Here is a 22,217-nt window from a genome sequence, read left to right on the forward strand (position 1 = left end):
CCCATGGCGATTCGATTCATTGTCACCGACGCCGGCCGCGCGGCGCTGACCAACGACGACAACACCGGTACCGGCGCACGCCGGATTGCAGAGATCGGCCTCGGTAGCGGCCAGTACACGGCCGGCGACCGCACTCGCACCGACCTGGTCGACCCGATCAAGCGAATGGACACCATCGGCGGCGAGACCGTCGCGCCGGACATCATTCACGTCACCCTGCAGGACGAGACCAACGACACCTACAGCGTCGGCGAGATCGGACTGTTCCTCGATAACGGCGTGCTGTTCGCTTACACCAGCCAGCCCAACGACTGGATCATCGAGAAAGCCGCACCGGCCACGTTGCTACTCGCCACGGATATCGAGATCGCTGATATCGACGTCTCGTCGCTCACGTTCGGCGATGCCGCGTTTCTCAATCCACCCGCGTCCGAGACGGTCCTGGGCGTGGTCGAGATCGCCACCCAGGACGAGGTCGACGCCGGTACAGACCGCCGTCGCGCCATCGTTCCGCGCACCCTGAAAGCGTTCATCGACAAGGTACTCAAGGCGTACGCCACGGTGCAGCAGCTCGCCGACCACGCAGCCAGCCGCAATCACCCGGCGGCTAACACCACCAATCAGGGTATGGTCGAACTCGCGACCTACCAGGAAACCAAGGATGGCGCGGACAACACTCGCGCAGTCACGCCAGCGGCCAATAAAGCTGCGCTGGACCAGCACCGACAGGAAACCGGCGCCCACGCCGCCGACCGTATCAGTCTGGGCGACCTGCCCAAACTCGGCGGCCCATCAACGGTGCAAGCTGCGTTCGCGGCGCTGGGCACGGCAGCCCGCCGTGATGAAGGCGCGGGTAAAGGGCTGGACGCGGACAAGCTGGACGGACTGGATTCGGAACGGTTCATGCGCAGCGATGTCGCGAATTCCGTGTTGTTGCTCGGCAATCGAGAAGCCGGTGATGTGAAAGAAGACGGCGCCGTTATCTTCGATCACAGTCACGGCATCTATGTCTACATGACCTCGCCGCCTATCGGCACGGAAGGCCCGTACGCTGTCATGACGGCGGCGACAACTCAGGCTGGCAACAACATCGAGATAACCGGTGGGAAAAGCAAAGACAGCATTCCCACGATTTCCGTCAAGCAAGGGTCTGGGTCAGGTCTGGACGCGGACAAACTAGACGGACTCCAGGCAAGCCAATTCATTCGAAGCGACGCCAAGAGCCAGCTCAAGGGAGAGTTACAAGTCGATTCCGACCAAGGACTTATCATCGTCTACAGAAGCGCCGGTGGGCTGCGTCTATCCGGGTTCGCAAACGGAGAGACTCATTTCATTCATGGCCCCGAAGGCAACGGGGATGACATCTTCAGAATCACAAGACGTGGAAAAAGAAGCTACGAGGTATCAGTCGGTAATGGCGGCGGTTTTTCTGAACTCTGGCATGCCAATAACCTTAATCCAGTAAAGGTCGGTGCCGCTAACCAAACGGTAGGCGATGGGTTTCATGTAAACGGCAATAAATTTTACTTCGGCACTGATGGCAACAAAGAGCATAACTTGTTCGATAACGACGGCGCTGGCAACGCCGGCTTACAGTTCGGCATGGACAAGGACAAATCGACAGCCGTCGGCGGCGCCGTCGAGTTCCAAGCGGATATCGACAATAGTGATAATTCAGCTTGGAGGATTAGCCTCGACAGCCGGAAGCGAAACAAGGGAGATTCAATAAATTTCGATCAGGAGCTTGTGGGAAGCCGAAGCGGCCTTCAATGGAACGGCAACAATATCTGGCATGAGGGCGATGCAGCGCGCAGCCGAGGAACCAGCGGATATGTCAAAAATCCCGATGGCACCATCATTCAATGGGGTGAAGTGAACAACCGGTCGGGTGGTAATTCCGGTGGCGCATACGATACATGGAAGATCGGATTTCCCATCACGTTCCCTAACGCGTGTCGCCAGGTTATCCCATCGTTCGGAAATCTCCAGTTCGGCGGATCATCACGCGCCATGCTTTGTGCCGAGCAGCTTGAGAACAATCGTTTCCAGCTCGCGATTGGTGCGGAACAACCGTACTCGGGACAAACCGTTCGTTACATCGCCGTGGGGTACTGATGATGCATTACAGCGCAACGCAGAACGCGTTCTACCCATCCGAAATGCAGGCCGATTACATCGCTGCTGGCACCTGGCCAGATGATGCCGTCAACGTCGACGACGAGACGTTCCGGATTTTCGGCTTGGGGGAGCCACCCAGCGGCATGATTCGAGTGGGAGACGATACTGGTCAACCTAGCTGGCAACCGTCCCCAGCAGAACCCATCGAGTCGGTCGCCGCGCGTCAGCGTGCCCTCATCGAATCCGCCCTCTCCGCCACTCTCGCTGCCGGCATGTCCTACACCCTGCCCGACGGCATCGACGACGTGATCCAGACCCGCCCCGACCAGGATGAAGCGAACCTGCTCGGCCTGGCGATCGAGGCCCGTGACCTGCGCACCGCTGGCGAAACCGGCGCGGTGATGTCGCTGCGCGCCCAATCGAACCGGGTCTACACGCTCACGCCCGAACAGATGATCGCGCTCACCGATGCCGCCAAGAATTTCAAACAAGGCCTGCTCGCCAAGAGCTGGCGACTCAAGGACGCCGTCAGCGCCGCCGAAGCGGCAAAGGACCGCGCCGCGCTCGAGGCGATCACCTGGAACAACGACACCCCCAACGAGGAAACCGCATGAACCGAACGAACTGGCAACACGCGCTGATCGGCGCCGTCATGATGCTGGTCGCCTGGGCGATACTCGCCCTTTTAAATGTCGCGGGCGCGGCTCTAATCGCGTTCGCGATCCCCGTCGTCTGGTTTCTCGCCCGGGAGTGCACTTCCCACGAGTACCGGCTCGGCGTCGCGCGTGGCTGGCGCTGGGGAAAGAAGCTGCCCGTTCGGTGGTGGGAGGGAATCGCCCGGGGCTGGACGCGGGATTCGATGCTCGACTGGGTCACCCCCGCGCTGGTCTGCCTGTTACTGCTCTACGCCATACAAATCGGAGCCGGCGTCTTTCTGACATAGCTCAGCCGAATCCAAGTCCCCCAGATAAGCCCGCCACGCGCGGGCTTTTTCATGCCCGCGCGCGCCCTCCGTTGTAGATCACCAATCTACAACGCCCGCCGCTAGAGCTCCGCCACCCTCCGCGCAAGCATGGCCGCACGCATGCACCGAACCACCACCTGCGCAGGAGCTCGCCCATGGCGACCGATTACCATCACGGCGTTCGCGTCGTCGAGATCAACGAAGGCACCCGCCCGATCCGCACCGTTTCCACGGCAGTGATCGGCATGGTTGCCACGGCAGACGACGCCGATCTCACTCAGTTTCCGCTGAATACGCCGGTGCTCGTCACCGATCCCTATACCGCCATGGGCAGGGCTGGTGACACCGGCACCCTCGCCCGCTCGCTGGATGCCATCGTCGATCAGGCCAAGCCAGTTTCCGTCATCGTTCGCGTCGCCGAGGGCGAGACTGCCGACGAGACCAAGGCCAATATCATCGGTAACGTCGACGGCACCGGCCAGAAGACCGGCATCCAGGCACTGCTGGCAGCGCAGGCGAAGTTCGGCATCAAGCCGCGCATCCTGGGCGTGCCGGAACTCGACGACGAGGACGTCGGCGCCGCTCTGATCAGCGTCGCCCAGAAGCTGCGGGCCTTCGCCTACCTCTCGGCGTTCGACTGCACCTCGGTCGAAGAAGCGACCATGTACCGCCAGACATACGGCGCCCGCGAGGCGATGGTGATCTGGCCGGACTTCACTGGCTTCGACGTCAACGCCGCCCAGACTCGCAACCTCTCCGCCGTCGCCCGAGCAATGGGCCTGCGCGCCAAGATCGACGAGCAAACCGGCTGGCACAAGACGTTGAGCAACGTCGCCGTGAACGGCGTTACCGGTCTGTCGCATGACATCTACTGGGATCTGCAGGATCCGGCGACCGATGCCGGCGTACTGAACGCCGCCGACGTCACCACGTTGATCAACCGTGACGGTTTCCGGTTCTGGGGCTCGCGCACCTGCTCGGACGATCCGCTCTTCGCCTTCGAGAATTACACCCGCACCGCGCAGGTACTCGCGGACACGATGGCCGAGGCCCACCTCTGGGCGATCGACAAGCCGATGCACCCGAGCCTGGCGCGCGACATCATCGAAGGCATCAACGCGAAGATGCGCGAGCTGACGCGCCAGGGTTACCTGCTCGGTGGTAGCGCGTGGTTCGACAGCGAGATCAACACCACCGACGTCCTCAAAAGCGGCAAGTTGTACATCGACTACGACTACACGCCGGTTCCCCCGCTCGAAAACCTCATGCTGCAGCAGCGAATCAGCGACCAGTACCTGGTCGACTTCGCCGCGCGCGTCGCCGCCTGATAGGAGCCCGCGACTATGTCACTTCCCAACATCCTCAAGGACTTCAACCTATTCGGCGACGGCAACAACTGGCAGGGCAAGATTCCCTCGCTGACGTTGCCGGAGCTCGCGCGCCGAATGGTCGAGTACGAAGGCGGCGGCATGGATGGCCCCATCGAAGTCGATCAGGGCATGCAGCTCATGACGATGGAGTGGACCGCCGGCGGCCTGATCGTCGATGGCCTGTTCGATTCGTTCGGCTCCCCAGTTCACGACGCCGCGATGCTGCGCATGAACGGCAGCTACGAAAGCGACGAGACGGGCCAGGTCATCCCGGTCGAGATCGTCGTGCGCGGCCGTCACAAGACCATCGGCATGGGCGAAGGCAGCAAGGGCGACAACAACACCATGTCGATCACCACGACCATCAGTTACTACAAGCTGACCGTCGACGGGGAAGACATCATCGAGCGTGACGTGCCCGGCTTCGTGTTCAAGGTGCGAGGCGAAGATCGCCTTGCTGATCGCCGCGCTGCCCTCGGCCTTTAAATCGAACGACCCGATGCCCGGCCGGTTGCCGGGTTTCTTTCCCTGATTCTGGAGCGACACCATGACCGAACAAGCCATCGCCGAGACCCACGAAGAAGCGGCCCCGAAGTCCGACAACGAAACCGTCATCACGCTGGATTACCCAATCAAGCGCGGTAGCAAAAGCGTGAGCGAGATCACCGTGCGCAAGCCGAAGGCCGGCACGCTGCGTGGCGTCTCCCTGACCGACGTGCTGCAGATGGAAGTGACGGCGCTGACCAAGGTGCTGCCGCGTATCACCGAACCGTCGCTTTCCGAAGCGGAACTGCGCGACATCGATCCCGCCGACCTCTTCCAGCTGGGCGGTGCCGTTACCGGTTTTTTGCTGCCTCGGAAGTTCCGCGAAACGAGCGACTGACGCTACCCAATCACGTCGATGACGCCATGGCCGATATCGCCATGGTGTTCCACTGGACCCCGGGCGACATGGACACCATGTCGCTCGAGGAATTGACAGAGTGGCGAGAGCGCGCCCGCCTCCGCCACGAGCCCCCCAAGAAAGCCCCGACCCGATAGGACGCCACGATGGCCGGAAACCTAAAGCTCGACGTCCTTCTCCGCGCAGTCGACAAGGCGACCGGCCCGCTCAAGAAGATTCGCGAAGGCAGCGGCGAAACCGCTGAGGCTCTGAAGGCCAGCCGCGACCAGCTCAAGACGTTGGAGCGCGCGCAGAAGGACATGCGCGGATTCCGGCAGCTCAAGGAGCAATCCCGCGAAAGCGCCCGCGCACTGCAGCAGCAACAAGACGAGATCCGCGACCTCTCCCGCCGCATGAACGAAGCCGGCGCGGATACCGTCGCGCTCGGCCGTGAGCGAAAGGCGGCAATCCAGCAGGCACGCAAGCTCTCCGAGCGCTACGAAGACGAGCAGCGCAAGCTGCGTGACCTGCGCTCGAGTATGACCCGCGTCGAGGGCGTCACCGGCAGCTACGCCGACCAGCAGCGCGAACTGCAGCGCCGAATTCGCAGCACCAACGAACAGATCGAGAAACAGCAGCACGGGCTGCGCGAAGTCGCGCGACGCCAGAAAGCGGCGGCCGATGCCGCCAAGAAGTATCACCGCACCATCGGCCGCGCCAACAACATGACCGGCGCGGGCATGACCGGCGTCGCCGCCGGTGGTGGCGGCGTCTTCGCGCTGACCAACCAGGCGTTTTCCGCCGAGATGTCCGGCGCCCGGCTGGCCTCGCAATTTGGCGAGGACACGGATCGGGGCGTGGTCTATCAGGACGTCATCGCCGACGTCTACGGCACCGGACGCGGTGCCGACATGCAGCAGATCAGCGACGCTGTCGCCGCCGTGGGTGCTGCCTTCGGCTCGCTGGATGACATGAGCCAGGCGAGCCTGACCGACATCACCAAGCGCGCTTTGACCCTCTCCGACGTCTTCGGCACCGACGTCGCTGAATCCGTGCAGACCGCTCAGCTCATGGTGAAGAACGGCCTGGCGAAAGATGCCAATGCCGCCATGGATCTGATCGGCGCCGGCTTCCAGCGTGTGTCGGTTGAGATGCGTGACGAGCTGCCCGAGATCCTGCACGAGTACTCGACCAACTTCCGCGCGCTAGGCTTCGACGGTAAGCAGGCAATGGGCCTTCTCGTCGACGCCGCCGGTCAGGGCAAGTTCGCTCTCGACAAGACCGGTGACGCGCTCAAGGAGTTCACGATTCGCGGCTCCGACATGAGCAAGGCCAGCGTGTCGGCCTATGAATCGGTCGGCCTGAACGCCCAGGCCATGTCGGACGCCATCGCCAGCGGCGGGCCGATCGCGCGGGAAGCCCTGCAGCAAACCGCCCAGGCGATTCTCGCCATCGAGGATCCAGCCAAGCGCGCCAACACCGCCATCGCGCTATTCGGCACGCCCATCGAAGATCTGTCGGTCGACCAGATCCCCAAGTTCCTCAAAGGGCTGACCGGCGCCGGAGAGGGGCTCGGGGATGTCACCGGCACGGTAGACGAGATGGCGAAGACGCTCGGCGATAACGCCATGTCGGCGCTGAAGCGCGTCCAACGCGCGCTATCCGGCGAGCTGATGCGCGTGCTGCGCGATGTCCGCGACGACATCATCGCCGTCAGCGACGCCGTGGTAACGTGGATCAAGGCCAATCCCGAGCTTGTCTCGTGGCTGATTAAGGTCACCGCCGCCATCGCCGCCGTGGTCGCGGTATGCGGTGGGCTGACGCTCGTCATTGCCTCGTTGCTGGGTCCGTTCGCGGCGACCCGCTGGGCGATGGAGATGGTCGGTCTACGCGCCAAGGGTGCCGATTCGCTGCTGGGCAAACTCGCAAAGGGTGGCATCAAGGCGCTCGGCGGGTCGCTGAAATGGCTCGGCCGGATCGTCGCCGTGGTCGGCCGGGCGTTCCTGCTCAACCCGATCGGTCTCGCCGTCACAGCCATCGCCGGCGCCGCGTACCTGATCTATCGAAATTGGGACGGCATCGCCGAGTTCTTCGCGGATCGCTGGCGCGACGTCAAAGCCGCGTTCGACAGTGGCGTCGGCGGCGTCATGCGCCTGCTGTTCAACTGGAACCCGCTGGGTCTCGTCTACAAGGGCGTCATCGCCATCCTGCGAAAGCTGGGTGTCGAAGTGCCGGACAGCATCGCCACCCTGGGCGACGCCATCGTCAACGGCCTCGGCGCGGCGTGGGAAGGCATCACCAGCCTCTGGGACTGGTTCAAGGACGCCCCCGGCAAAGCCATCGATTATGTCATCGGTCTCGTTAGCGACTGGGATCTGATGGGCCAGCTCGAGCAGAAGTGGGACGAAGCGATCGCCTACCTCAAGTCGCTCCCCTCGCGCATGTGGAGCGCGGGAAAAGACGTCGCGGCGGGCCTCGGCGAAGGCATCAAGAGCGGCGCGTCCGCTGTCGCCGACCGCGCTGGTGACATGGCCAACGGTGCCATCGACAAGGCGCGCGAGCTGCTCCGGATCAACTCACCGTCGCGAGCGTTCCGGGAGATCGGCGGCTACACCGTCGAAGGGTTCAACCAGGGGCTCGATCAGAAGCGCGAAGAGCCGGTGCGCCGCGTGGCCGAGATCGCCAGGCGTGTCACCCAGGCCGGCGCGGGTATCGCCATCGGCGCCGCGTCGCTGCCAGTGGCCGCCATGCCCGGGCTCAACGCCGGGCAGAGCGTGGCGCTGGATACTCGCCCGCCCATCGCCGCGGCGGCGAGCGGTAATGTCCAGATCACCATTGGCGACATCAACGTGCACCCCGCGCCAGGCATGGACGAGCAGGCGCTGGCCCGCTACGTCGCCGCCGAGGTGCAGCGGGCCCTGGCCGCTGCCGAACGTGACGCCGCGGCCCGGACCCGCCGCAATCTCTACGACAACGACTGAGGATCGAACTGATGATGATGGTCTACGGCATGTTCGTCTTCTCACTCACCACCGCCGCCTACCAATCGCTGCAGCGCCAGACCCAATGGCGCCAATCCAGCCTCTCGCGGATCGGCAAGCGCCCGGCCATTCAGTTTCTCGGCCCGGGCAGCGACACGATCACGCTCTCCGGCGAACTGTATCCCGAGTTCACCGGTGGCCAGATGAATCTCGACCAGTTGCGCGCCATGGGCGAACAGGGCGCCGCGTGGCCGCTGATCGAGGGCACCGGGCGCATGTATGGGCTCTACACCATTGACTCGATGGACGAAGGCAGCGACCGTCACTTCCGCGACGGCGCCGCCCAGCACATCACATTTTCGCTCTCGCTCTCGCGCATCGACGATGACCGCCGCGAGCTGCTCGGCACCCTCAGCGAAACCGCAATCCGCGCCGCCACGCAGGCACTGGCATGAGCAGCGTCGGCAGACCGGCACGCTCGCCGGATTACCGTCTAGCGATCAACGGGCAGCAGATCACCCCGCGCGTTCGCGGCCGCCTGCAGCGCCTCACTCTGACGGATCGGCGCGGCCTCGAGGCCGATCAGCTGGATATCGTGCTGACCGACGATGACGGCCAGCTCGCCCTGCCCCGGCGCGGCGTCGAGATCCACGTTGCCATCGGCTGGACTGGCGAGCCGCTGACCCAGCGCGGCACCTTCATCGTCGACGAGGTCGAGCATTCCGGCGCCCCGGATAGGCTCTCGATCCGCGCCAGTAGCGCCAACCTGCGCGGCCAGTTCCCAGTCAAGCGCACGCAGAGCTGGCACCGCACCACCATCGGCGACATCGTCACCACCATCGCCAAGCGCCACGACCTGAGCCCCAGCATCGGCCAGGCGCTGCGCGTCGTCGGCATTCCCCACATCGACCAGACAGAAGAAAGCGATATCAACTTCCTCACTCGGCTGGCCGAGCGGTATGACGCCGTGGCTACCGTGAAAGCCGGCAACTTGCTGTTCATTCCCGCCGGGCAGGCCACCACCGCAACCGGCCTCGAGATCCCGCCGATCATCATCCGCCGGCAAGACGGCGACCAGCACCGCTATAGCGTGAGCGATCGCGACAGCTACTCCGGCGTTATCGCCAGTTGGCACGATGCTGACGGCGCCGAGAAGCGCGACGTCATTGCTGGTTCCGACGAAAACGCCAAGCGACTACGCCCGACCTACGCCAGCGCCGACGACGCCCTCGCCGCCGCCAAGTCGGAATGGCAGCGCCTGCAACGCGGCACGGGGGAATTCAGTCTCAACCTCGCAGAAGGCCGCGCCGATATCTATCCGGAGACGCCGGCGCGATGCGTCGGCTGGAAGCGCGAGATCGAGGAAACCGAGTGGCTACTGGTGGAGGTCAGGCACGACATCGGTGATGGCGGCTACACCAGCAGCCTCCAGTTCGAGACCAAGGCGCCGTCCTGACCCGGTTGCCAGTCTGATGCGATCTACCGGATACTGTATTTTTAAACAGTATTCGGTAAACCGTTATGTCAGAGATCCCCGAACATATCGCGCGCTGGCGAGACAGGCTGATCGAACGCGGCTGGATGGATCGCGCGGGATGCTCACCACCCCAGCGAGACCGCATCGACTATCACGTGGTCTGGAATGGGCGGATCTACTCCGGCCGTTGCACGCTGAGCGATTACCTCTGGTCCGACGCGGACAAACCTGGCCATCATTGCTACCTGATCGGGGCCGCGCTACCAATAGGCGTCACCGTCCGCCTATGGCGCATGGCGCCGGGCTCTGATTGAGGACAGCATGGCAACCAGGATCATCACCGCACTACTGATGACATTGTGCATCGCTACAGCCGCCCAGGCCGACTACGGCAGCGCCACGGTCGAGCGCGTCACCAGCATCTACGACGGCGATACGTTCCGCGCGGATATTGCCGACTGGCCGGCGATCATCGGCGAACGCATTCCTATCCGCGTGAAGGGCGTCGATACACCCGAGATACGCGCGCAATGCGACACCGAGAAGCGCCTCGCACGCCAGGCGAAACAGTTCACGGTAGCGGCGTTACGCGGCGCGGATCATATCGAGCTGGAAGAACTGGAGCGCGGGAAGTACTTCCGGATCGCCGCGCGAGTCATGATCGACGGCGAGGATCTGGCGACCGGACTGATCGAGGCGGGATTGGGCCGCCCCTACCAGGGGGGTTATCGTTACGGATGGTGCAGTTAAACCGCTACGTCCATTGAGTGTGCCCCCGAAGCATTCATTATCTCAGCCGTCAATTCCCTTAGCATTTTGTCAGGATTTCGCTCGTAACCATCAAAAAAGTTCCCTACGAACTGGCAAGCTTCTAGCTGATCATCCCTGTCAGGCGCCATCAGCGCTAGATATCTTAGATCGTTGGTGAGGAATTCATCACGGTATTTCTCAACTTGCTCCACTTCACTAATCAAGCGTTTATAGCGGGAAAGACCTTTAGAAATTTCTGTAAGGCGGCGACCAGATGTACTTTTCTTGATGCCATCATAGGCTTTCCTGAAACCAACAAGTTCGCTGACATGATTTGATGCAGACCTAAGCGCCGCGTCGTTGATAAATCGAATACCGACAAACTGATAAATTCTCGATCTTTGACGTTCAGTCTCAATTTGAAGTTCACCATTCTCATCGCGATATTCACGCTTAACAATGAAACTAGCCGTCAAGTCAGAGCGTAGAGAACGGCCCATGCCTTCGAGTCGTCGAGAAACAATGGCGGGCAGTCCTGCAAAAACTGACTTTCGAAGCGCACGGCAAGATGAAAGGCGGTGCCCCAATGCTGATATGTCATCAAGTTCAGGCAGTTCTCCATCGATCCGGCCAAGGACGAACTCGAGCTGATCTTTACGGCGCTGCTCTTTCTTAAATGCTTCAGCATCGAGCGAGAGCTGTTCATCTGACGCCAGCTTACGAACACACTCATTACCGACGACTGTCACAGAACCATCGACGAGGCGAATGACAAAACCTACATTATGTTGAGTATGGCAAACTCCTGCTTTCCTGCGAAAACAGCATTTCAACTTTGGAGAAAGACGGTAACCCCCCAGTAGCGATTGATACTCACTTTCCTCAAATGGCAGGTCATCCACGTAACCGGGTAACGCTGCAATCTCGTCATATGACTCAAAGTTTTTGACGTCTTTTAGATCCATCATTCCCCCGACCAAGGTTTATAGATCGATTGCCACCTGACTCCCATCTTTTCGCATTATCTAGGAGTTTGGAAAGCATCATGCATAAATTCGCTTATTGCTTCGGCACACTTCGCTCGCCGCTGTAGCGCCTGCTCGCTGTAGTCGTCCCACCGTCCCCTATGGCGCAGGGAGATCGCCACGCGCAACGTCTCCGCGAATGTGTAGGCGGACATGCTGCCACCGCGATCGAGGTACCGCGCACAACACTCATGGAATCGCCGCGCGTCGGCTGGGTTCGGCGTGCTCCAGGTCGATAAGCTAAACCAAGGCTCAAACACTTCGGCTAGCGTGATCGCCATAGGTGGAGTCCCCTGTTGAATCTCATTCGCGGGATCGCGCGCCCGTCGAACTACCACGCCCACGCAATCTAGCGCGGACGCCGGCACGGCTTCGCCGCCGCCCATCGGCACCAGACGCAGACAGCCGCCGACCCGGTGAGAGTGGTAGGCGCGCATCTCGTCGTACTCATCGCAGGCCAACACCACATCGCCGTACTCGGTGATGCGGTTTTCGTCGGCGACCAGCACGTCGCCCTCCATCAGCTCCCCGTCGACACCCGCATCCGGGGCAACCTCAACCAGAAAGCTCGAGGCCGGCAGATCGCTAATCGGCATTTCCTGAATGGCTGGATGGTTGGCGCACTCGGCCAACGGCCCTAGATAATTTACCTTCATGAATCAATGCACGACCAAGTAGATAATGCCGAGAAGTACCAATGACATCCCCCCGAGGATTCCACCGGCCAAGCATGATAGAAAGAAACCGCTGATGACGCCCCGCCCATTGACTCGCTGAATGTACATAGCCCGAAAGGTCGCGACGACGGAAAGAATAAGAACTGCCACAACTGCCAACGTCCAGCCCATGAAAAGCTCCCCTCAATTCCCTTGTGCGCAGTATTCAACCATCTCGTAATCTTGCCCCCACTCCTGCCGGCAAGACGACACCAACGAATCCGGATAATCAGCTAACCGATCTCGGGCCGATCGCTGCTCGTTGATGCAGTATTCGACCATCTCGTGGTCGCTGCCCCACTCGGACTGGCAATGGCTGGTGACCTCATCGGTACTATCGGAAGCGAGTCGATTCCGGGCCGCGCTCTGCTCGTTGTAGCAGTAGAGCGCCATTTCATAATCGGGTAGCCATTCGTCGGCGCAAGCGTCCCGAATCGAACCCGACTTCTGGCCGAACTGATGAGCAGCTGAACGCTGCTCATCCACGCAGTAATCGCGCATATCAGCATCGTTGGGCCACTCGCTGGCACAAAACGAGGTCGTCTCATCTGCAAATAGCGGTGTGAGGGCGCTCGCCGACAATAGGCCCAGGCCGAATAGAGCACGATTGAGCATGCTGATGTTCCCTTACGTAGTAGCGCGGCTCTTTGTCCGCTTCGATGCCGTGATTGATGCATAACAGGGCGATATAGCCCTATTTGCCTATCGGCAGATCCTTGGTACCGCTAAATCAACTGATCTCACCCAGCCGCGTCTTCACCCGGCCAAGTATCGCGACGTCCTGCATCTGGCCGCGGCGGATCATCTCTTTTTCGTAGTGGGTGTTATCACTGATCAGGTACATCGCCCCGCCGGCCAGGCGCTGTACGCGCTTGATGCGCAGCTCTCCACTCACCCACACCAGGAACACCCCGGCCTGGGCGAAGTTGGTATCGTCCAGATTGACGAACGTCCAGTCGCCATCGAACAGCGTCGGCTCCATGGAGTCACCGCGAACGCGAATGCCGGCCAGCCGCGCACCGACGAGGCCCAGTTGAGTCAGCGTTTCGGAGTCGATTGTGAAGGTGCCGACAACGCTCTCGTTCTCAAGTGAACGCCCAGCGCCAGCGGCCCCCTCGACATCGTACAGCGGAACAGCCTGGCCTTCGGAACCGCCAAACGTGGAATAAGGGGCCGCTCGGTTTGCGACATAAAGCGATGACTCCCCAGGATCACCCTCACCCAAGATCAGCCACTCGAGGCTTATCTTTTTGGCGATCGCCAAACTGACGCACTCGTCATAGGGCACGCTGCCACGTCGACGCCAATTGTGGACAGAAGTCGGCGAAACCCCAAAATATTCAGCGACTTCCTTGTCAGATGAGAGGTTTAGAGCGGCTTTCATCCGCTCAAGAATCCCCCCAGCGATTGCCTTTTTGTCGATCATCGCCATCGCCTAATAGTTAATTACAATCGCCATTGTGTTGATAAACGCCATTTTGGCGATTAGTGTGACTGCACAGTTAACACGCTCCCACACGAGCCCAACACTAACCAACACGCAGGTTACCACAATGCCCCTGTCACTCGCTCAAGCCCGAGAACGACTGGATCAGCGCGGCATCAGCCTTGCCGAATTCAGCCGCATCAACGACCTGAACCCGAACCTTGTTAGCGACCTACTCGCCGGCCGCAAGAAAGGTCTTCGCGGTGAGTCTCATCGCGCAGCCGTACTGCTGGGCATCAAACAAGGCTTTCTCCCCGAATCACCAATGTCGTTGGCGGCTGCCCGCCCGGCTCTCTAAGGATCGCGTCATGCACATGGACCCTAGTCGTGTTCGCTCCCGTTACGCCGCGATCAATCTCGATGAGTACGAGCGTGCGCTGTTCGATGCCCTCGTCAACTACACCGGCATGTCGCGAGCCACGCTGCTGCGCCAGCTGGCGCTGAAAGAAGCTCTCGAAACGCTGGGCATCAACGATCTTGCCGCGACTGGAACCAGTGTCGCGCACCACGCGGAGTGATGGCAGGCCCAAAAGAGGCACTCATTCAGCACCCACGGAGCACCCATGCCGATTCAAGACGATTTGCGACTACCGCTGGACCCGGAACTGGAGACGCAACTCGAACGGGTGCGCGTGCAGGAGGGCCTGGAATCGCTCGACCAAGCCTATGAGTTCCTGATCCGTCGCCGCCTGCGTAAAGGCACCGCAGCACTGACCGGCCGAGGCCGCGCACTTTACCCAATTCAAGGAGGTCCTCGGTGAGGATTTGTTGCCCCCACTGCGCCGAAGCGGCCATCACCCGAACCAGCCGACGCCCGTCGCCGGTGTTCTACGAAGTCTACGCCCAGTGCACCAACCCGCGCTGCGGCTGGGGCGGAAAGATCTACGTCGAGTTTGCGCTAACGCTGGCACCCAGCAGAGCACCGCACGCCGATATCCGAATCCCCATGGAGCCAGGCCGACGCCGGGCCTACATGGACCAACTGGCCACGATGAACGACTGAACGGCCATCGCCAAAGCCCCCGGAGAGAGGGGCGACCCCTACTAGGAAGCCGAAAAGATGAATACCGCTATCGCAATGCCGATCGACACCAACGCCCGCGCCGCTCGCGTCATACAGCTGGACCCTGATAACGCCGCCGTAGGCTGGATGTTCCGTCATGGCCATCGCCTTGATCGCGTCACCGCCATCGAGGAGCTGACGCTTTTTCTCATGAGCGAATACGCGATGACCGAGCGCGCGGCAGAGATCGCCGCCCTGCAGGCGTACGCCGAAACCTCGAGCGTGAGCCAGCTCGCCAGCATCGACATCGACGCCAGCACTGCCCATCTCGTGGTGCTCCGCACCACCGGCGGCCGAGCGGTAGCGTTCACCGTCGATGACCTGATGCGAACGCTCGAACAAGCCCGCGCCGATGGCCGCGCCCGCGTCGTCAACAACGATACCCGGACCCCGGTCGTTCTGAATCAGTAACGCCAACGCGCCGCGACCAGCGGCGCCATCTCCCGATGCTTGAGGACTCCGCCATGCAGACCAGTCATCGCGCGGCTACCACCGCTACGCCTGCAAATCACCTGCAGCTCGTCCAAACGGACGGCCGCGCCGGCTTCGGCGCGCTGCGCGCCGAGCTGCATGCCCGCACCGAGGACAGGGATCTGGCCGAGCTATGGGCCGGGCTGAAACTCGCCGAGCGCAAAGCAGTCGCGGCGAGCGCAGGGATGGAGCCGAAAGATGCACTGCGCAGCATCGAGAGCATGGGCAAGCACGATCGCGACGCTATCCGCGCTGCGATTGGCCGCATGAGCCGCTACGCCCAGCAGTTGAACGGACGCCTTGGCACGCCACGCAAGGCTCATCCGAGCCGAGCGCTGGCCGCCATGGCCCGTAGCGCGCTCGAGGAAGGTGACCACGCCGGCGCCACGCACTGGCTCAACCTGATCGAGCAGGGGGCCGAGTGAACGCGGTTGATCAGTCCCGCGAATGGGGCACGGCCGACTGCCTGAAGTGGCGGCACGAATCGTTTTTCGAGCCGCTGCCATCGCTCGCCGAGGATCTGGCCGCCGGTTTTCTGCACGTCGCCAAACGCTACGGCAACGCGGCGGGCAACCGCTGGCTGGCACGTCACGCCGCCGAGCTGATCGAGCCGGAGCACGTACTCCGCCGCTTCGAGATCGTCACCAACGATCTGCGCCGGGCGTTTGCCGAGATCCGCCGTCAGGGCAATACCACCATCGAGGGCCTGAAGGCCGGGTGCGTCTGGCTGGCCGATGTCGAGAAACGCCTGACCGTGGGCTCGCTCAATGCGACGCACGACGATGATGCCCTGGTCGACTACGCCAAGGCCCAGGCGCTGGGCGTGGAAGAGGTCCGTAATAAGCTGATCGGCAGCATCGCCAGCCATAACCGGCGCCTGCGCCTCGGCCTGTTGCCACCGCCCCGCCGATTGCCGCGGTTGAACGGCGAGACGATCTCCGCCCAGGCGCGCCACATGGCCACGCTGATCGCACGAGCCCGCAACCCGCTGACGCCGCCGGCACCGAGCGTGCCGCTGATGGCCGTGTTCCAGTGGGAGCGCGCGCCGATCATGACCATCGCCGTCGCCGACGAAATGGCGCTGGCTCAGGCACGGGAGCGCGCTCGGGTCCACGGCATCACGCCGCCGAGCCCCAAGCTGCAGCGCGCCGCCCAAGTCTCTCGGCTGGGGTGCGACAAGTGGTGGCGACGCAAGCTGCGCCGCATCACCGGCCGCCGAATCGAGCAGGTCATGCGCGAGGCCCGCCGCGTTCACAAGCGCGCGGGGATCTACTGCAGCGACCTCACCGTCGAGCGTCGCCGCTCGCAGAAGGTGCGCAACCGCGCGCTGCTGGAAACCATCGAGGCGATCAACCAGAACGACCAGACCTACACCCTCGCCGAACTCGCCGAGCTGGGGCTGGCGAACCCGGACCACCGCCGCGCCGAGCTGATGCTGCGGATCCGCGATACCGAGGTCGAGGCGATGCGCCTGGGCCACGTCGGCCTGTTCTTCACCGTGACCGCGCCGTCCCGGTTTCACCCAGTGCTGGCCAGCAGCTCCCAGCGCAACCCGAAATACGACGGCAGCACGCCGCGCGACGCCCAGCAGCACCTGCAGAAGCTATGGGCACAAGTGCGCGCGTCGCTCGCCCGCGATGGCCTGGGTATCTACGGCATTCGCGTGGTCGAGCCCCATCACGACGGCACCCCACACTGGCACCTACTCGTCTGGGCGAAGCCGGACCATGTCGACGCCGTGACCGAGACGCTGCGCAGCTACGCCGAGGCGGAATCGCCCGAAGAGCTGTTCGACCGCTTCGGCCAGCGCACGACCGCCCGTTTCAAGGTGGAGCGGATCGACCCGAAGCGCGGCACCGCCGCCGGCTACGTGGCCAAGTACATCAGCAAGAACATCAATGGCGAGCAGTTCAGCAGAGCCGGCGTCGACGGCGACCACTTGGACAGCTACGGCCACGACCTCGCCGACAGCGCGCCACGCATCGAGGCGTGGGCGGCAACCTGGGGCATTCGCCAGTTCCAGTTCCTCGGCCTGCCCAGCGTCACCGTCTGGCGCGAAGTGCGCCGGCTGACCGAACAGCAGCAGGACGAGCTGCAGGCGTGGGAAGAAGCCACCCAGCCCCGCGCCTCCATCGCGCGGGTGCTGCACCAGATCCGCGATGCCGCATTGGGCGGCCATTGGGATCAGTTCGTCCGCCTGATGGGCGGGCCGAACACCCCGCGCAAGGACCAGCCGATCAAGCCCTGGTCGATTCCCGCCTTCCGCACCGGTGCCGGCGATGACGATTTCAGCCACGCCACCGGCGAGGTGAACCGGAGCATCGTCGAGCGCGGCCGCTACGGCGACGAGATCAAGGTGCCCAAAGGCCTGGTGGTGAAGGACCACAAGGGCCGCACCGCCGAATACCTCACCCGCCTGTATCGCTGGGACGTTCGGCCCAAGCGCGGGTTTTCAGGGGTTGGGGGTTCCGATCGCGGCGAAGCCGGATCGGCTTGGACTTGTGTCACTAACTGTACGGACCCCGGCACGGGGGCCGGCCAAAGCCTCATTCCTCGGAGCCTTCTGACTCCGAAAGAACTCACCCCGGAGGAGTTGGAGGCCCAACTCCAACGCTATCGAGAGTGGCGCGCCAGCGAACACGTCCGGCAGGAGATGGAAGACGCCGATCTCGAGCACCGAATGATTCAAGCCGCCGTCCGGCGGCACAAGAACGCCGCCCCGCCCGAGTGGCAGGGCGTCCCCGAGTATTTCCCCGACGGAATCTGACAGGAGATCGAACAATGCAGACCGAACGAATGATCGACCGCGGCGCCCGTGACGCCGAACGCCAGCGCCTGCTGGGCCGCGATGAATGGTGCCGGCGTTTTGCTCTGCGGATTCACAAGCGCACCGGAACCGGCAATGACGCAGCGAGCCAGGTGGCGCAAGCCGCGTGGATCGACAGCGAGAACGATCGCCGGCAGCACCCGGAATTTTTCAATCAGCAAGAGCCGGAAGCGGCCGCTGACGAAGAACTGACCTACTGGGGCGAGTGATATGAACGAACGCCAAGAAACCATCCCGGTCGATGGATCACAGCTGGTCTTCCGGGCCGATGGTAAGCCGCTCTATCTAGCTTGGACTCCCCAGACGTACGCCATCCACGTCGCCGGGTCTCGCATCCACATCGACAAGGACGGCTACACGACGTTCGAGGGCGACAACCTCGATGACGCGGCCCGCGCCTTCTTCGAGCACGCCGTATGCATCAACAACCAACGCATGCAGCAGCTGATGCGACAGATCGAGTCACTACGGTCACAGCTCGATCATGAAAGGGAGACGACCAATGGCTGATCCAGCAGACAACGCCGGTGCCGTCATCGAGCACCACCTCGCAAACTCACTCGCCCGCCATCGGCTGCCGGAATTCACCGGTATCGATTGGGCAAAGCTTGAATGCGAAGAGTGCGGCGAAGAGATCCCGGCGGCGCGCCGCGAGGCCGCACCCTGGGCAACCACCTGCATCGACTGCCAGTCGATCCGAGAGGAGAAGAGTCGCCATGTGCGTTAGACAACGATGGCGACCCACACCGCCACCGCCGCCGGACTGGCAGAGAGACAATTACGACGGCACCTATATCGAGAATCACTGCACTGAGTGCGGGGAGTTCGAGAGCGAGTGCATCTGCGACAACAGTGAAGAGGGAAAGGCCGCCATGTCTGGTAGACAGGAAGGTCTCGGCGTCACAGCCTGCGAGATTATGGAGCAGGCGCAGTGTTACACCAGCACCTGGTCATCAGTCGGAGGCCTTTTCGACCACGGTGATACGCTCACCCGCGCGCAAGATGAGGAAACCGAACTCCGCCGGCTGGTAGAGCGGCTCGCATTTGAACGCGATAGCTACCGGGAACATCTCAGGGATGTAGCGAAAGCACTATGCCCCGACGGACAGGCAGTGATCGGGATGCTTGAGGAACAGTATCCGGAGCATCTGCGCCGAGGTGACGCATGAACAAGAGCTACGACGAGCTGTGCCAAGAGGTCACGATGCTGCGCGATCAGCTCGAGCGATCACAGGAACAGGGCCGCCGCCTCACTCATCGCCTGCAGGAAACCAGCGACATGTTGACCGAAGCGCTGGCGCTCGGCGAGGACTCGGCCGAACGCTACCACGCGTTGAAGGAAAGCCGCCCGACCGAGATCGCCGACGCCGTGATGCGCGCCCGCCGCGATTGGGCCACGCAGGCCGATCCCGACTATCTGCGCGAGCGAGATACGAGGGTGGCGGCGGCCGCTATGCGTCAGGTCGCGGACTGGATGGACGCCAACTCAGAGTCATCTGGCGGGCCAACCGGTCATGAGGCCGAATCGATCGGTATGGAAATCTCGGGACCCACACAGTGTTCGGCCGCTGATCGGTGCTACCGGGCCGGAATGCGAGCGTTCCGAGAAGCGGCGAGCATCTGGGAGCGGCAGGCCGGAAAGGACCAAGGGGGTAAGGCGTGAGCCAGCAACGCTCCCGCGCGGCCGGCGCGCCACTACCGCCGGTGATGCGTTACCACGGTGGCAAGCATCGTATCGCGGACTGGATTATCGGACAGTTCCCGCCGCACTCCGTCTACGTCGAGCCGTTCGGCGGTGCCGGATCCGTTTTGGTGCGGAAGGAGCCGGTACGCAGCGAGGTCTACAACGATCTCGATTCAGAAACGGCCAACGTCTTTCAGGTTCTACGGAATCCGGCGAGCGCCGAACGTCTCCGCGCCCTCTGTGAGCTGACGCCATACGCGCGAGCCGAGTTCGATCTCGCGCAGATGAGAAGCGACGAACCCGTCGAGCAAGCACGGCGCACCCTGTTTAGAGCGTGGTCGTCATTCGGCAGCGCGGGGGCAACCCGTGGCCGATCGGGCATGCGGACCTACACGCGCCCCGACGGCGATCATCTGAACGTGGCCAAGTCTTGGAACCGTGTCGCCGACATGATCCCGCACTACGTCGAACGCATGCGAAAGGTGGTGATCGAGAACCGCCCGGCCATGGACGTCATGCGACAGCACGACTCACGCGAAACGCTGCACTACGTCGATCCGCCCTATCTCCCCGAGACGCGGTCGCAAGGAAGCCACCGCTACTACCGGCACGAGATGACCGTCGACGATCATGTCGCGTTGCTGGAAAGCCTGCGTGATCTCAAAGGGATGGTGCTACTGAGCGGCTACGAATCGACACTCTATGACGAGAACTTACCGGGATGGCGGCGACTAACGTTGTCCACGACCGGATCGTCGCGGATGGGATCGGTACAGCGTCTCGAATGCTTATGGGTATCGCCAGAGGCCGCTCGCGCTCGAGACCGCTTCGAGCAACAAGTCGATATGTTTGGGGGTGTTGCATGAACCAGCACCACGCCCGCGCCGCAGGGATCCTTTGCCGGGATCCCTTGTTCCGGCTATACCTCGACCGCCGCGCCCGCGTCCGTTTCGGCGCGGACGTGCCAGACGGTACCCATACCGATCAGGACGCCAGCGAGTGGATCCGGAAAGCGTGCCGAGTCAGCAGTCGCGCCAAGATCGATTCAAACCCGCAGGCGGCGGCCACGTTCCGGCTGATTCAGAACCGATTCAACCGCTGGCGAGCTCGCCGTCCAAAAGAACAAGGAGCCTCCTCATGATGAGACATCACCAGGCAGAGATCCTCTACGCGTCGGACGTGGCGCAGCTGATGGGCAAGTCGCAGCAGGCGGTGACCAACCTCATCAAGCGGGAGAGCGACGCACTGCCGCCGGGCAGGTTCAAGGTCGGTCGCCTTTGGGCGTGGAAACGCTCGCGAGTAATGGACTGGCTCGAGAACTTGGATGCCGAAGAAGCGACAGCGCCACAAGAGCCGCGCCGCCGACCGGGGCGACCACGCGCTACCCCAGCTTCTCCGCAAGCGCTGAGGGGTTGAGGTGGGTATATCGCCGCAGCATCCGCAAATCCTTGTGACCAGTGATCGCGGCGACCTCCATGATGTTGAGCCCTTTCTCGAAGAATCGCGACGTCGCCTCGTGGCGCAAATCGTGAAACCGCAGCCCCTCAACTTCCGCCGCTTTACAGCTCTTCTCGAAATAGTGCGTGACCGTATCGGGCCGCAGCGAGAAGAGCTGACCATCCAGCCTCGCCGGTAGCGCCTCAACCGCCGCGCGGGCCGCTCGCGAAAGAGGCACCGCTCGACTGGTGCCATTCTTCGTCTCGGCCAGGTAGGCCACACTACCCCTCACGTCCGACCGTTTCAGCCCTATCAACTCGCCCCGCCGCATGCCACTCTCGACGGCCAGCGTGATCAATCGCGGCATCTCAACGTGAAGCGCGCCTGCTGCCTCCATCAGCCCGGCCAGCTCATCATCCGTTACCCGGCGCTCTCGATCCTTATTGAGCTTCGGCTTGCGGATCTTTGCGCAGGGGTTGTCGACCGGCATCCCCCACTCCTTGATCGCGATCGTGTACAAGTGCGATAGAAGGGCCAAGTCACGGCGTACCGTCGAGCCAGATGCGACCTCGAGACGTTGGTCGCGGTACAGCGCGACGTCGGATGAACGGAGGGTCGAGAGTGTGAATCGCCCGAGATCTCGAGCGAGGATTGCCAGCCGCGATCGCTCGTTCCGATAGCTCTTCTTATGGACCGATATCTCCCGCTCGTAACGCTCGAGCGCCGTCCCGATTGTCAGCGCATCGGCCTCCCGAGTATCGACGAACCTGGCTTGGCTCATCTCGGTTTCGATCTGCTTCGCCCAACGCTCGGCCTGCGCCTTCGTGTCGAACGTCGCGCTGAGTTGCGGATAGCCTTTCTTGCGAATAATCGCTCGCCAAGAGCCGGAGCGTTTTTGGAACGTAGCCATAGCGTTACCTGCGGAGATGTACCGCAAGTGTGCCAAATACTGGATAAAAAGGAAG

The 22,217-nt window shown here is 62.4% G+C and carries 30 protein-coding genes; 25 read left to right on the plus strand and 5 right to left on the minus strand.

Annotated elements, in window-relative coordinates; translation table 11 throughout:
* Positions 1-3 precede the first annotated feature (3 nt).
* The 11 genes from AAGT95_RS02950 (at position 4) to AAGT95_RS03000 (ending at position 10,543) form a co-directional block, all read left to right on the plus strand.
* Positions 4-2,115 (plus strand): gp53-like domain-containing protein, encoded by a 2,112-nt coding sequence (locus tag AAGT95_RS02950; RefSeq protein ID WP_342595481.1) that lies wholly within the window; start codon positions 4-6, stop codon positions 2,113-2,115.
* Positions 2,115-2,732, plus strand: a complete 618-nt coding sequence (locus tag AAGT95_RS02955) for a tail fiber assembly protein (RefSeq protein WP_342595482.1) — start codon at positions 2,115-2,117, stop codon at positions 2,730-2,732. Before AAGT95_RS02950 ends, AAGT95_RS02955 begins: the two co-directional genes overlap by 1 nt.
* Positions 2,729-3,061: a hypothetical protein gene (locus AAGT95_RS02960; RefSeq protein WP_342595483.1), complete on the plus strand. Its 333-nt coding sequence runs from the start codon at positions 2,729-2,731 to the stop codon at positions 3,059-3,061. Before AAGT95_RS02955 ends, AAGT95_RS02960 begins: the two co-directional genes overlap by 4 nt.
* Before the next feature lie 176 nt (positions 3,062-3,237).
* On the plus strand, positions 3,238-4,410 hold the full coding sequence (locus tag AAGT95_RS02965) for a phage tail sheath protein (RefSeq protein ID WP_342595484.1): 1,173 nt from the start codon (positions 3,238-3,240) through the stop codon (positions 4,408-4,410).
* A 15-nt stretch (positions 4,411-4,425) separates the two neighbouring features.
* On the plus strand, positions 4,426-4,938 hold the full coding sequence (locus tag AAGT95_RS02970; protein ID WP_342595485.1) for a phage major tail tube protein: 513 nt from the start codon (positions 4,426-4,428) through the stop codon (positions 4,936-4,938).
* Positions 4,939-4,999: 61 nt separating this feature from the next.
* Positions 5,000-5,335: a phage tail assembly protein gene (locus AAGT95_RS02975; protein WP_342595486.1), complete on the plus strand. Its 336-nt coding sequence runs from the start codon at positions 5,000-5,002 to the stop codon at positions 5,333-5,335.
* Positions 5,336-5,403: 68 nt separating this feature from the next.
* Entirely contained in the window at positions 5,404-5,493 is a 90-nt protein-coding gene (locus AAGT95_RS02980; protein WP_425356064.1) for a GpE family phage tail protein, read from the plus strand.
* 9 nt (positions 5,494-5,502) lie between these two features.
* Positions 5,503-8,316 carry a hypothetical protein gene (locus AAGT95_RS02985; RefSeq protein ID WP_342595488.1) on the plus strand — a complete coding sequence of 938 codons (2,814 nt, stop codon included), beginning with the start codon at positions 5,503-5,505 and terminating at the stop codon, positions 8,314-8,316.
* A gap of 11 nt (positions 8,317-8,327) precedes the next feature.
* Positions 8,328-8,771, plus strand: coding sequence for a phage tail protein (locus AAGT95_RS02990; protein ID WP_342595489.1), 444 nt, complete (start codon positions 8,328-8,330; stop codon positions 8,769-8,771).
* The gene (locus AAGT95_RS02995) at positions 8,768-9,772 is read left to right on the plus strand and encodes a phage late control D family protein (RefSeq protein ID WP_342595490.1); all 1,005 of its coding nucleotides are present in this window, start codon (positions 8,768-8,770) and stop codon (positions 9,770-9,772) included. The genes AAGT95_RS02990 and AAGT95_RS02995 overlap by 4 nt, the downstream gene beginning before the upstream one ends.
* A 342-nt stretch (positions 9,773-10,114) precedes the next feature.
* Positions 10,115-10,543, plus strand: a complete 429-nt coding sequence (locus AAGT95_RS03000) for a thermonuclease family protein (RefSeq protein ID WP_342595491.1) — start codon at positions 10,115-10,117, stop codon at positions 10,541-10,543.
* Here AAGT95_RS03000 and AAGT95_RS03005 read toward each other — a convergent pair.
* The 4 genes from AAGT95_RS03005 to AAGT95_RS03020 form a co-directional block, all read right to left on the minus strand.
* Positions 10,540-11,511: a hypothetical protein gene (locus tag AAGT95_RS03005; RefSeq protein ID WP_342595492.1), complete on the minus strand. Its 972-nt coding sequence runs from the start codon at positions 11,509-11,511 to the stop codon at positions 10,540-10,542. The two genes, AAGT95_RS03000 and AAGT95_RS03005, sit on opposite strands and share 4 nt — an antisense overlap.
* Before the next feature lie 53 nt (positions 11,512-11,564).
* Positions 11,565-12,224, minus strand: coding sequence for a hypothetical protein (locus tag AAGT95_RS03010; protein ID WP_342595493.1), 660 nt, complete (start codon positions 12,222-12,224; stop codon positions 11,565-11,567).
* Between the two features lie 204 nt (positions 12,225-12,428).
* Entirely contained in the window at positions 12,429-12,899 is a 471-nt protein-coding gene (locus AAGT95_RS03015; RefSeq protein ID WP_342595494.1) for a hypothetical protein, read from the minus strand.
* Positions 12,900-13,014: 115 nt separating this feature from the next.
* The gene (locus AAGT95_RS03020; RefSeq protein ID WP_342595495.1) at positions 13,015-13,710 is read right to left on the minus strand and encodes a LexA family transcriptional regulator; all 696 of its coding nucleotides are present in this window, start codon (positions 13,708-13,710) and stop codon (positions 13,015-13,017) included.
* 127 nt (positions 13,711-13,837) lie between these two features.
* Between AAGT95_RS03020 and AAGT95_RS03025 the strand changes: the two genes are divergently transcribed.
* From AAGT95_RS03025 to AAGT95_RS03090, 14 genes are all read left to right on the plus strand, one after another.
* Positions 13,838-14,068, plus strand: coding sequence for a DNA-binding protein (locus AAGT95_RS03025; protein ID WP_342595496.1), 231 nt, complete (start codon positions 13,838-13,840; stop codon positions 14,066-14,068).
* 10 nt (positions 14,069-14,078) lie between these two features.
* A complete protein-coding gene (locus AAGT95_RS03030) occupies positions 14,079-14,288 on the plus strand; it encodes a hypothetical protein (RefSeq protein ID WP_342595497.1) in 210 nt (69 codons plus the stop codon).
* Positions 14,289-14,333: 45 nt separating this feature from the next.
* Positions 14,334-14,531 carry a hypothetical protein gene (locus AAGT95_RS03035; protein WP_342595498.1) on the plus strand — a complete coding sequence of 66 codons (198 nt, stop codon included), beginning with the start codon at positions 14,334-14,336 and terminating at the stop codon, positions 14,529-14,531.
* On the plus strand, positions 14,528-14,773 hold the full coding sequence (locus AAGT95_RS03040) for an ogr/Delta-like zinc finger family protein (RefSeq protein WP_342595499.1): 246 nt from the start codon (positions 14,528-14,530) through the stop codon (positions 14,771-14,773). Before AAGT95_RS03035 ends, AAGT95_RS03040 begins: the two co-directional genes overlap by 4 nt.
* 75 nt (positions 14,774-14,848) lie before the next feature.
* Positions 14,849-15,244 (plus strand): hypothetical protein, encoded by a 396-nt coding sequence (locus AAGT95_RS03045; protein ID WP_342595500.1) that lies wholly within the window; start codon positions 14,849-14,851, stop codon positions 15,242-15,244.
* Between the two features lie 53 nt (positions 15,245-15,297).
* On the plus strand, positions 15,298-15,729 hold the full coding sequence (locus tag AAGT95_RS03050; RefSeq protein WP_342595501.1) for a hypothetical protein: 432 nt from the start codon (positions 15,298-15,300) through the stop codon (positions 15,727-15,729).
* Positions 15,726-18,071: a replication endonuclease gene (locus tag AAGT95_RS03055; protein ID WP_342595502.1), complete on the plus strand. Its 2,346-nt coding sequence runs from the start codon at positions 15,726-15,728 to the stop codon at positions 18,069-18,071. Before AAGT95_RS03050 ends, AAGT95_RS03055 begins: the two co-directional genes overlap by 4 nt.
* Before the next feature lie 14 nt (positions 18,072-18,085).
* Complete coding sequence (locus AAGT95_RS03060; protein WP_342595503.1) at positions 18,086-18,340, plus strand: hypothetical protein; 255 nt, start codon at positions 18,086-18,088, stop codon at positions 18,338-18,340.
* Between the two features lies 1 nt (position 18,341).
* Positions 18,342-18,641 (plus strand): hypothetical protein, encoded by a 300-nt coding sequence (locus AAGT95_RS03065; RefSeq protein ID WP_342595504.1) that lies wholly within the window; start codon positions 18,342-18,344, stop codon positions 18,639-18,641.
* Positions 18,634-18,858: a TraR/DksA family transcriptional regulator gene (locus AAGT95_RS03070; RefSeq protein ID WP_342595505.1), complete on the plus strand. Its 225-nt coding sequence runs from the start codon at positions 18,634-18,636 to the stop codon at positions 18,856-18,858. Before AAGT95_RS03065 ends, AAGT95_RS03070 begins: the two co-directional genes overlap by 8 nt.
* Positions 18,859-19,003: 145 nt before the next feature.
* Entirely contained in the window at positions 19,004-19,300 is a 297-nt protein-coding gene (locus AAGT95_RS03075; RefSeq protein ID WP_342595506.1) for a hypothetical protein, read from the plus strand.
* Positions 19,297-19,794 carry a hypothetical protein gene (locus AAGT95_RS03080; protein WP_342595507.1) on the plus strand — a complete coding sequence of 166 codons (498 nt, stop codon included), beginning with the start codon at positions 19,297-19,299 and terminating at the stop codon, positions 19,792-19,794. Before AAGT95_RS03075 ends, AAGT95_RS03080 begins: the two co-directional genes overlap by 4 nt.
* Complete coding sequence (locus AAGT95_RS03085; protein ID WP_342595508.1) at positions 19,791-20,681, plus strand: DNA adenine methylase; 891 nt, start codon at positions 19,791-19,793, stop codon at positions 20,679-20,681. The genes AAGT95_RS03080 and AAGT95_RS03085 overlap by 4 nt, the downstream gene beginning before the upstream one ends.
* A gap of 271 nt (positions 20,682-20,952) precedes the next feature.
* Positions 20,953-21,231: a hypothetical protein gene (locus AAGT95_RS03090; protein WP_342595509.1), complete on the plus strand. Its 279-nt coding sequence runs from the start codon at positions 20,953-20,955 to the stop codon at positions 21,229-21,231.
* Here the strand turns inward: AAGT95_RS03090 and AAGT95_RS03095 are convergent.
* Positions 21,197-22,162 carry a site-specific integrase gene (locus AAGT95_RS03095; RefSeq protein ID WP_342595510.1) on the minus strand — a complete coding sequence of 322 codons (966 nt, stop codon included), beginning with the start codon at positions 22,160-22,162 and terminating at the stop codon, positions 21,197-21,199. The genes AAGT95_RS03090 and AAGT95_RS03095 overlap by 35 nt on opposite strands.
* Positions 22,163-22,217: the final 55 nt, after the last annotated feature.

The organism is Salinicola lusitanus (genome assembly GCF_038648475.1).
GTDB lineage: Bacteria > Pseudomonadota > Gammaproteobacteria > Pseudomonadales > Halomonadaceae > Salinicola > Salinicola lusitanus.

What these genes read in the sequence shown, in the direction of transcription:
- AAGT95_RS02975 (WP_342595486.1), top strand. Translation starts at nt 5,000, where the DNA reads ATGACCGAACAAGCCATCGCCGAGACCCACGAAGAAGCGGCCCCGAAG.
- AAGT95_RS03030 (WP_342595497.1), top strand. Translation starts at nt 14,079, where the DNA reads ATGCACATGGACCCTAGTCGTGTTCGCTCCCGTTACGCCGCGATCAAT.
- AAGT95_RS03090 (WP_342595509.1), top strand. Translation starts at nt 20,953, where the DNA reads ATGATGAGACATCACCAGGCAGAGATCCTCTACGCGTCGGACGTGGCG.
- AAGT95_RS03015 (WP_342595494.1), bottom strand. Translation starts at nt 12,899, where the DNA reads ATGCTCAATCGTGCTCTATTCGGCCTGGGCCTATTGTCGGCGAGCGCC.
- AAGT95_RS03095 (WP_342595510.1), bottom strand. Translation starts at nt 22,162, where the DNA reads ATGGCTACGTTCCAAAAACGCTCCGGCTCTTGGCGAGCGATTATTCGC.
- AAGT95_RS03045 (WP_342595500.1), top strand. Translation starts at nt 14,849, where the DNA reads ATGCCGATCGACACCAACGCCCGCGCCGCTCGCGTCATACAGCTGGAC.
- AAGT95_RS02970 (WP_342595485.1), top strand. Translation starts at nt 4,426, where the DNA reads ATGTCACTTCCCAACATCCTCAAGGACTTCAACCTATTCGGCGACGGC.
- AAGT95_RS03020 (WP_342595495.1), bottom strand. Translation starts at nt 13,710, where the DNA reads ATGATCGACAAAAAGGCAATCGCTGGGGGGATTCTTGAGCGGATGAAA.
- AAGT95_RS03050 (WP_342595501.1), top strand. Translation starts at nt 15,298, where the DNA reads ATGCAGACCAGTCATCGCGCGGCTACCACCGCTACGCCTGCAAATCAC.
- AAGT95_RS03080 (WP_342595507.1), top strand. Translation starts at nt 19,297, where the DNA reads ATGAACAAGAGCTACGACGAGCTGTGCCAAGAGGTCACGATGCTGCGC.
- AAGT95_RS03075 (WP_342595506.1), top strand. Translation starts at nt 19,004, where the DNA reads ATGTCTGGTAGACAGGAAGGTCTCGGCGTCACAGCCTGCGAGATTATG.
- AAGT95_RS03025 (WP_342595496.1), top strand. Translation starts at nt 13,838, where the DNA reads ATGCCCCTGTCACTCGCTCAAGCCCGAGAACGACTGGATCAGCGCGGC.
- AAGT95_RS02965 (WP_342595484.1), top strand. Translation starts at nt 3,238, where the DNA reads ATGGCGACCGATTACCATCACGGCGTTCGCGTCGTCGAGATCAACGAA.
- AAGT95_RS02990 (WP_342595489.1), top strand. Translation starts at nt 8,328, where the DNA reads ATGATGATGGTCTACGGCATGTTCGTCTTCTCACTCACCACCGCCGCC.
- AAGT95_RS02950 (WP_342595481.1), top strand. Translation starts at nt 4, where the DNA reads ATGGCGATTCGATTCATTGTCACCGACGCCGGCCGCGCGGCGCTGACC.
- AAGT95_RS03060 (WP_342595503.1), top strand. Translation starts at nt 18,086, where the DNA reads ATGCAGACCGAACGAATGATCGACCGCGGCGCCCGTGACGCCGAACGC.
- AAGT95_RS02955 (WP_342595482.1), top strand. Translation starts at nt 2,115, where the DNA reads ATGATGCATTACAGCGCAACGCAGAACGCGTTCTACCCATCCGAAATG.
- AAGT95_RS03070 (WP_342595505.1), top strand. Translation starts at nt 18,634, where the DNA reads ATGGCTGATCCAGCAGACAACGCCGGTGCCGTCATCGAGCACCACCTC.
- AAGT95_RS02980 (WP_425356064.1), top strand. Translation starts at nt 5,404, where the DNA reads ATGGACACCATGTCGCTCGAGGAATTGACAGAGTGGCGAGAGCGCGCC.
- AAGT95_RS02995 (WP_342595490.1), top strand. Translation starts at nt 8,768, where the DNA reads ATGAGCAGCGTCGGCAGACCGGCACGCTCGCCGGATTACCGTCTAGCG.
- AAGT95_RS03065 (WP_342595504.1), top strand. Translation starts at nt 18,342, where the DNA reads ATGAACGAACGCCAAGAAACCATCCCGGTCGATGGATCACAGCTGGTC.
- AAGT95_RS03005 (WP_342595492.1), bottom strand. Translation starts at nt 11,511, where the DNA reads ATGATGGATCTAAAAGACGTCAAAAACTTTGAGTCATATGACGAGATT.
- AAGT95_RS03010 (WP_342595493.1), bottom strand. Translation starts at nt 12,224, where the DNA reads ATGAAGGTAAATTATCTAGGGCCGTTGGCCGAGTGCGCCAACCATCCA.
- AAGT95_RS03035 (WP_342595498.1), top strand. Translation starts at nt 14,334, where the DNA reads ATGCCGATTCAAGACGATTTGCGACTACCGCTGGACCCGGAACTGGAG.
- AAGT95_RS02960 (WP_342595483.1), top strand. Translation starts at nt 2,729, where the DNA reads ATGAACCGAACGAACTGGCAACACGCGCTGATCGGCGCCGTCATGATG.
- AAGT95_RS03000 (WP_342595491.1), top strand. Translation starts at nt 10,115, where the DNA reads ATGGCAACCAGGATCATCACCGCACTACTGATGACATTGTGCATCGCT.
- AAGT95_RS02985 (WP_342595488.1), top strand. Translation starts at nt 5,503, where the DNA reads ATGGCCGGAAACCTAAAGCTCGACGTCCTTCTCCGCGCAGTCGACAAG.